The organism is Pseudomonas sp. CCC4.1 (assembly GCF_035019225.1).
GTDB lineage: Bacteria > Pseudomonadota > Gammaproteobacteria > Pseudomonadales > Pseudomonadaceae > Aquipseudomonas > Aquipseudomonas bubulae.
Genome location: NZ_JASJWL010000059.1, coordinates 21,052 through 28,091, shown reverse-complemented (window position 1 = coordinate 28,091; position 7,040 = coordinate 21,052). Strand labels below are relative to the sequence as shown.

Below are 7,040 nucleotides of genomic sequence, written 5' to 3'. Positions count from 1 at the left end.
GATTTCATACAGTGCGGTGAGGGTCTTGGCCCCTTGCAGGCGTTGCAGCATACGGCTCAGGTTGCGCACCTTGCCCATGGTGCTGTGAATTTCTGAGTCATCGGGTTTGAGTTCCAGCTCCAGAACCAGAATGCCCTGGTCACGGTGCAGCAGGCCTTCGTATTCACGCCCCAGCAGGTTCAGGGCCAAAGGCGGAGCATCGGCCAGCGTGGTGTAGACGGCGGCCTGCTGCACTGCGTTGGCGGCTTCGGAGCCGCTGAGGGCGGCCAGTGGCAGGCCCAGCAGTGATTCGGCACTGACGCCGAACAGGGTCAGCACATTGGCACTGACCTGCTGGATCTGCAGCCCCGGCTCCGTCAGTGTCACGAGCAGGCCGTGGGGCTGGATCGCCCCGGGAAAGCGAATGGGTTCATCAGCACAATTGGCCAGCAAGCGTTCAAAGGCTTGAGGGTCCTGTGGGGTCATAATAAAACCTCCTGACGTTCGAGCCAGTGCTCGAAACAGCTAAATGTTGAGCTGGCAGCCTGTACGGCCTGGTCTCGCGCTCGGGCGTCCAGGGGCACGCTGCCCAGAAACTCCAGGAATGCCTTCCATTGCCGCCCGGTGGCCTCGCCGTACACGTAAAGGAAAGCGCAGCCGTTGTGTCCCTCCAGGCCCAGTCGTTGCGACATCTGCTTGCGCAGCACGTTGCCGCCCAGAGTGGCGCCTTCCAGCACATACAACACACCCAGTACGCAGGCGGGGCTGTGCAATGCCGGAAGGGTTTCGCACAGTGCAAGCGACTGGATGCTGACCCCCAGGGCCTGCAGATCCCGACGCAGCGCGGGTGTTTTGAGTCGTGCCTGCAGGTCGAAATCGTGGGTCATCCAGGGGCTGTGTTGCAGTCGCTCCTCCAGCTCGTGATAGAAGCCGTAGTAAGCGCTCAACAGGCGCGTGTAGCGTTCAAGGTCGAGTGTATTGCTGAAGAACGGCAGGCGTTTTTCAAGGGCTACATGGCGTGTATGAGTGCCAGCGCGTAGCTCGTGCAGAACGGGCGATACCGCTGATAAAGGTTGGTCTTCTGACATGCCTTGTAGGACGGCTCTCTGTGTGGCGCGTGAATTAGGCGCTCATAACTGTAGGAGGTCATGGTAATAAAAAAGTGCAATTATTTTGCTACAAAACCGGGCAGAACAGTGGTTGTTTGAGTGCGCCCAGGTTCGACTTCTCCCCGTAGCAGGATGCTTATTGGGTAGGCTCAATTCGTGACGCGCTGCGTCACAGCTTCGAAGGTTTGCAATGGCGAGGATGTGTATCGCAGGTTGGATACATTTAGGCCATTCCCGAATTCAGCTCTCTTGGCTTAGATCGGGGTTGGTTTTTCGTAGGAAGCGTCTTAAATGTAAAGATGAAAATTACCGGTTCAATGTGAGGTGCTTATGCTCGAATTACGCCCCAATTGCGAATGCTGTGATTGCGATTTGCCGCCAGATTCAGCACAAGCGCGGATTTGCTCATTCGAGTGCACCTTTTGTGCGACGTGTACGGAGCAGCATCTAGGTGGTCTTTGCCCCAATTGCGGGGGCGAGCTGTTGGTCCGGCCGCGTAGACCGGTGAGCAAGTTGGCGAGCAATCCGCCGTCCAGTGAGCGGGTGTACAAACCTGAAGGCTGTGCTGCGCGTTGATTTTAAAGCCCCTCACCCTGGCTCTCTCCCGAGGGAGAGGGTGCTTTTACAGAGACTGTCTGCCCCGGGACATCCCCGTTCAACTCCCCGCGTTGCAACCACTGCAAGGCAATCGGCCATAGGCTGTCCTGAAAGCGGCTATGGAAAAACGCGAAATGACCTATGGCTGTTTCGCCAATGTCTTGCGGCTGGATACGCAGATGCGTACGCGAGCTGGCACTGAAGTAGTTCAGCAGGCGTTCGATGGCCGCGACAGTACCGAAAGGATCGTCAGTGAAGCTGATGGCGAGGGTTTTGGCCGTAACCGAGCAAAAGGGCAGGGCAGTGAAGCTTCGGGCGCTGGGGAGTTTTTCGTAGCGGGTACTGAAGGCGCCCCAGTCCTTGACCACCCCCGCCGGGGTATCTTCGAGCCAGCCCAGGCGCTTGCCGGGGAAGTAGCCGCACATGCGGGTCAGCAACGGCATGACCCCGTGCCATTTGGCGAGCATCTGCCAGCGCTGTGCGGGTGCGTAGTCGCGCCAGTGGGCATATTGCGCACCGACTGTGACCAAATGGCGAATCGCCAGCCCGGAAGCCGCCAGGCCCGCCGCACAACCGCCAAAGCTATGGCCCACCACGTCGATCGGCTGGCCGGGGTACTCGCGCTGTGCGCGCTTGAGCACCGCTTCTGCGTCCAGCGTGCCCCAGTCCGACCAGGAGGCCGTAAAACCGCGCAACGATCCGCTGCGTGAGGCGCCGATGCCGCGGTAGTCGAACAGCATCACGTCCATGCCCTGGCGGAACAGGTATTCGGCAAACCGCGAGTAATACTGGCAACGCACCGAGGTGGCGGCGTTGATGATGATCACTGCTCGCGTGCTGTCCGGTATGCGCTGGCGCCATTCGAAACCGCCCAGCAGGTAACCGTCAGCAGCAGGCTCGGTGAACGCCCGGCTGACAGGTTCGGGCAGGGCTGCTGTCAGTGCGCGCTCCGGGCGTTGCGTTCTGTCAGCAGCCGTGAAGCTTCGACGTAGGCTTTCTGGAATGCCGGGGTTTCGATCCAGGCCACGGCGCTGTCTTCATCATCGCCATGTACGGCAATGCGGTATTCGATCAGCAAGCCCATCAGAAAATCGGTGGCCGGCTCTTCCTCTTCTTCCGAGATCACCAGTTCCAGTACCGGGTACTGCAGGAATACTGCACACAGGGTTTGCAGGTTGATGGCTTCGGCGGCTTTCATGGCCTGGAACAGGTCATCGTAGTCAGCGGGGTCAAAACCGTTGTCGAGGATGTCCTGGAAGTTGAAGGTGCTGAGGTCGATTTTCACGTCATCGAACGGGTTGTCGATCAGGGCGCCAGCCGAGGCTTTGGCCGGTTTGCCCACGCGATTCTGCTTGGCCTTGGTTTTGGCCCGCTGCGCGTTTTTTTGCTGCTTTTTTGGCGATGACATGAAGGTGTGTCCTTTGCAGGCTGATGAGAGGATTGAACCCCATCTCTTTGCAATCGCCAAGAGAGGTGGCGCCGCCGGGTATAAATAACGGCCAAAAAAAAACCCGCACTAGGCGGGTTTTCTTTGTTTTGGCGTGGTGTGAACACCACATCAAAACTGAATGTGGTGCCCAGAGACGGAATCGAACCGCCGACACGGGGATTTTCAATCCCCTGCTCTACCGACTGAGCTATCTGGGCAACGGGGCGCATTAGAAGCCTTTTTCGATAACCCGTCAAACACTTTTTTGAAAAATATTTAATTATTACCGTCGCTTACGGATCAAAGCCTTTAAAACCGGGGTTTATTCGGTTGGCGGAACGTAGCCTTCGGCTTGTGCGTATTCCTCGCCGCTGAAGAACTTGTCCATTTCGCCCTGCAAATATTTACGGTCTTCGGCGTTCATCATGTTCAAGCGCTTTTCGTTGATGAGCAGGGTCTGGTGTTTTTGCCAGTCAGCCCAGGCTTTGGCCGAAACGTGGTCAAAAATGTCCTGGCCTTTGGCGCCCGGAAACGGAGCGCGCTCAAGGGCAGGCAGTTCTTCTTTGTACTTGCGGCAAATGATGGTGCGGGTCATGACGTCTCTCCAGCGTTCAATAGGTCGGCTGCGCGTTTGAGCAGCTTCTTGACCGGGGCGGCAAGGCCCAGGCGCGGCGGGGTGGCGAGGTTATACCAGAGCCAGTCGGCCTCGGCCACGTGATGACCGGACTCCTTGACGTGGATCAGCCAGGGTTCGATGGCCAGTTGGAAATGGCTAAAGGTATGGGTCAGGCCGGTCAGTTCGTGTTGCGCGCCCAGGGCCAGCGAGTGTTGCAGCGCCAGATGCTCGATGTCCTGCAGGTCATCCAGCTCGGGCAGGCTCCACAGGCCGCCCCACAAGCCGGTCGACGGACGGCGGTAAAGCAGGATTTCGCCCCCGGCATTGGCCAGCATTGGCATCAGCGTGCGCTTTTGCGGGATGACCTTGCGCGGTTTGGGGATCGGATAGCGGGTTTCCAGGCCCAGCAAGTGCGCTTCACAGCCGCTTTCAAGCGGGCACAACAGGCAGCTGGGCTTGCTGCGGGTGCAGAGCGTGGCGCCCATGTCCATCATTGCCTGGGTGTAGGCGTTGACGCGGTCGTGGGGGGTGAAGCGCTCGGCAGTGGCCCACAGCTGTTTGGCCACCTTGGGCTCGCCGGGGTAGCCCTCTTGCGCCGTGTAGCGCGCCAGTACCCGCTTGACGTTGCCGTCCAGAATCGGCGCCCGCAGACCCATGCTCAGGCTGGCAATCGCACCGGCTGTGGATAAACCGATACCGGGTAAATCGACCAGTTTTTCCACATCCCGCGGAAATTGGCCGTCATATTCGGCGACAACGATTTTGGCGGTCTTTTGCAGGTTGCGCGCACGGGTGTAGTAGCCCAGGCCGGTCCACAGGTGCAGTACTTCGTCTTCCGGTGCAGCGGCCAGGGCCTCGACCGTCGGCAGTGAAGCCATAAAACGGTCGAAGTAGTTCAGCACGGTACTGACCTGGGTTTGCTGCAGCATGATTTCCGAGACCCATACCCGATACGGGGTGATGCCCTGTTGCCAGGGCAGGTCGTGGCGACCGTGCTGGTCATACCAGTCCAGCACCGCGGTTGAAAACTGCTCATCTCTCATCGGTTGAAAAGCCCTTTGAGCGCGTTCTTGAGCTCGGGGCTGACCTTGTCACCGAGCTTTTCTTCGAGTTTGTCAGTGAGCTTGTTGCCCGCCACTTTGGCGGCAACCTTGCCCAGCCCTTCCTTGTCCAGACGACAGGCCTTGGCCCCCAGCTCCAGCGGGCCACGGCAGCGTAATGGCAGCTCGATGCCGACAAAGTTCTTGCCGACCTGGCAGGCCGGGTCCGGCATGGCGCGGGTGTCGCCTTCGATGACGATGCCGATGCGGTAATCCATGCCCAGTACGCGCAGGTCGATGTCGCCATCGCCTTTGACGCTCAGGCCGGGGATGCGCACGATCATGTCCGGGTTGCTGGCCACACCGTTGCGGAACACCAGGGTGCCCTTGAGCTCCTTGAATGGCGTGTCTTTGCCCAGGGGCGCGCCGCTCAGGGTTTTGCGGTTGAGTACCGAAATACCCTTGCACAGCTGTTGCTCAAGGTTGGCGTTGAGCAGCACACCATCGTTAAGCATAAAGCTGGCGGTGCCGTTGAGGCTGGAAATCAGTGCGCTCTGGCTGTTGCCGCTGCCAGTGACGTTGCTGTTGAGGGTCAGCAGACCGGTCACCGGTGGTTTTTGCCCCTGGCTTTGCAGGATTTTTTCCACCGGCACATTGGTAATACGGGTCTGCAGTTTGACCACCGGTAGCATGGGTTGTACGTCCAGGCTGCCATTGGCGGCAAAGCTGCCTTTGTAAAGGTTACCGCTGAGGTTTTCCAGGGTCAGGACACCGGCTTTGCTGTTGGCCTTGAGCACCGCGTTTTGTATCGGCAGTTTGCTCAGGGTCAGTTGGCCAAAACTGATATCAGCATTCAGGTCGAGCGCCTTGAGGCGGGTGACCGGAATGATCCTGGCGGTGCTCCAGCCGCTTTTGGTCGGAGCCTCCGGCAGCGGCGTGTCGCCCGATGCGGCCAGGGCGCCGGCTTCGCTGCTCTGTACTTCAGCCTTGCGCGCAACGCTGGCGCTGCTGGCTTCGGCCGACTTGGGCGGCATGTAGCGATCAGCGTCGAATGTGTCGCCTTTGAGCTGAATACGTACGGCTTGTTTGGCGAAGTCGTCAATGGCGACGAGGCCGGTGAAGGTGCTGTCGTCGACTTTCAGGTTCAGCTCGTCAAAGGTCACGCTGCTGGGCGTGCCCGAAAGGCGACTGACCAGTTCGACCTTGCTCAGGCTGTTCGGCGCCATGGCAGGTAGCGGGTGGCCGATGCTGTCGAGGAACCGGGCCAGATCAAGCTGGGCAATCGACAGGCCGCCACTGATTTGCGGAGTGGTATCGAGGCTGTTGGCCTTGAACTCACCCAGGGCGCGCAACTGGTTGGCTGAAATCTTCAGGCTGCTCCATTCGGCGACGTTCGCAGCCAGATCAACCAGAATTTGCCCCTGTGCGGCGAACGTCATGGTCTTGCCCTGCAGCGGCTCACCGGAGGCTTCGCCGGTGACCTTCATGTCTTCAAACTGATAGCGCTTGAGTACACGGTCAAAGCGCAACTTGCCGTCAACTTCGGTCTTGACCCGCATCACCGGCTGGTTGGTGCCCAGGAAGGCGGTCAGCTTGACCGGGATACTGGTAGCTTCGTGAACCGGGCCGGTGCTCAGCTGGATGCTCTCGGCGCTGAACTGCTTGCCGCTTTGCTCGTCGTTATATTCAACCCGGGCGTTGTTCACGGTCAGGCTGTCGATATCGAGCTTGAGGGGCTGGCCGGCGCTTTCAGGCTTGTTGCTCGCAGCGGGCTCGGTGCCGGTGGTTGGCGCGGCGGCGGTGGCCGGCTTGCCGATGTCCTGCCAGTTGCCGTGGCCGTCCTTGTCGCGGGTCAGGCGCAGGTTCAGGCCTTCGACGCGCACGTCGCTCATCTGCACTTCTTTGCGCAGCAGCGGCAGTACGCGTACGGACAGACCGAGCATCTGAAGATCGGCGAAAGGCTGGGTCGGCGCTGCGAGAGTGGCAACGCTGGCGTCGTGCAGTTCCAGGCCAAGCCAGGGGAAGAGGCTCCAGCCGATGTCGCCATTGAGGGTCAGCTCAATGTGGGCTTTGTCACGGGCTATCTGGCGGATCTCGTCTTTATAGTCGTTGGGATCGAACAGATGGCTGAGGGCAAAGCCCAGGGCCACGATGATCAGCAACAATCCGAGAAGCACCAGACCCAGGATTTTGCCGAACGCTTTCATGGGCGAGTCCTTGTAAGTCTGTGTGAGAGTAAGTTTTAAATTCAGCCGCAGAGTATAGCGCCA

General features: G+C 59.4%; 7 protein-coding genes, 1 tRNA gene and 1 pseudogene. 1 reads left to right on the top strand and 8 read right to left on the bottom strand.

Going from position 1 to position 7,040, the window contains the following annotated elements; genetic code table 11:
- Both QN377_RS18895 and QN377_RS18890 read right to left on the bottom strand, forming a co-directional pair.
- Positions 1-465: pseudogene (locus QN377_RS18895) on the bottom strand (histidine kinase); the annotation flags it as partial.
- The gene (locus tag QN377_RS18890) at positions 462-1,067 is read right to left on the bottom strand and encodes a biliverdin-producing heme oxygenase (protein WP_095000777.1); all 606 of its coding nucleotides are present in this window, start codon (positions 1,065-1,067) and stop codon (positions 462-464) included. The gene QN377_RS18890 and the pseudogene QN377_RS18895, both read right to left, overlap by 4 nt.
- 351 nt (positions 1,068-1,418) lie before the next feature.
- On the opposite strand from QN377_RS18890, the gene QN377_RS18885 reads away from it, so the two are divergent.
- Positions 1,419-1,664: a DUF1272 domain-containing protein gene (locus tag QN377_RS18885; protein WP_095000778.1), complete on the top strand. Its 246-nt coding sequence runs from the start codon at positions 1,419-1,421 to the stop codon at positions 1,662-1,664.
- Between the two features lie 2 nt (positions 1,665-1,666).
- Here the strand turns inward: QN377_RS18885 and QN377_RS18880 are convergent, their stop codons facing one another.
- The 6 genes from QN377_RS18880 to QN377_RS18855 form a co-directional block, all read right to left on the bottom strand.
- Positions 1,667-2,563, bottom strand: coding sequence for an alpha/beta fold hydrolase (locus QN377_RS18880; RefSeq protein WP_095000779.1), 897 nt, complete (start codon positions 2,561-2,563; stop codon positions 1,667-1,669).
- A 59-nt stretch (positions 2,564-2,622) separates the two neighbouring features.
- Positions 2,623-3,093, bottom strand: a complete 471-nt coding sequence (locus QN377_RS18875; protein ID WP_095000780.1) for a hypothetical protein — start codon at positions 3,091-3,093, stop codon at positions 2,623-2,625.
- 163 nt (positions 3,094-3,256) lie between these two features.
- Positions 3,257-3,332, bottom strand: a tRNA-Phe gene (locus QN377_RS18870).
- A 104-nt stretch (positions 3,333-3,436) separates the two neighbouring features.
- On the bottom strand, positions 3,437-3,709 hold the full coding sequence (locus QN377_RS18865; RefSeq protein ID WP_003438557.1) for an oxidative damage protection protein: 273 nt from the start codon (positions 3,707-3,709) through the stop codon (positions 3,437-3,439).
- Positions 3,706-4,773, bottom strand: coding sequence for an A/G-specific adenine glycosylase (gene mutY / locus QN377_RS18860; protein WP_095017761.1), 1,068 nt, complete (start codon positions 4,771-4,773; stop codon positions 3,706-3,708). The genes QN377_RS18865 and mutY overlap by 4 nt, the downstream gene beginning before the upstream one ends.
- Positions 4,770-6,977, bottom strand: coding sequence for an AsmA family protein (locus QN377_RS18855; protein WP_322213963.1), 2,208 nt, complete (start codon positions 6,975-6,977; stop codon positions 4,770-4,772). Before QN377_RS18855 ends, mutY begins: the two co-directional genes overlap by 4 nt.
- Between the last annotated feature and the right edge of the window lie 63 nt (positions 6,978-7,040).

Coding starts and splice junctions, on each gene's coding strand:
- QN377_RS18890 (WP_095000777.1), bottom strand. CDS start 1,067: ATGTCAGAAGACCAACCTTTATCAGCGGTATCGCCCGTTCTGCACGAG.
- QN377_RS18885 (WP_095000778.1), top strand. CDS start 1,419: ATGCTCGAATTACGCCCCAATTGCGAATGCTGTGATTGCGATTTGCCG.
- QN377_RS18875 (WP_095000780.1), bottom strand. CDS start 3,093: ATGTCATCGCCAAAAAAGCAGCAAAAAAACGCGCAGCGGGCCAAAACC.
- QN377_RS18865 (WP_003438557.1), bottom strand. CDS start 3,709: ATGACCCGCACCATCATTTGCCGCAAGTACAAAGAAGAACTGCCTGCC.
- mutY (WP_095017761.1), bottom strand. CDS start 4,773: ATGAGAGATGAGCAGTTTTCAACCGCGGTGCTGGACTGGTATGACCAG.
- QN377_RS18855 (WP_322213963.1), bottom strand. CDS start 6,977: ATGAAAGCGTTCGGCAAAATCCTGGGTCTGGTGCTTCTCGGATTGTTG.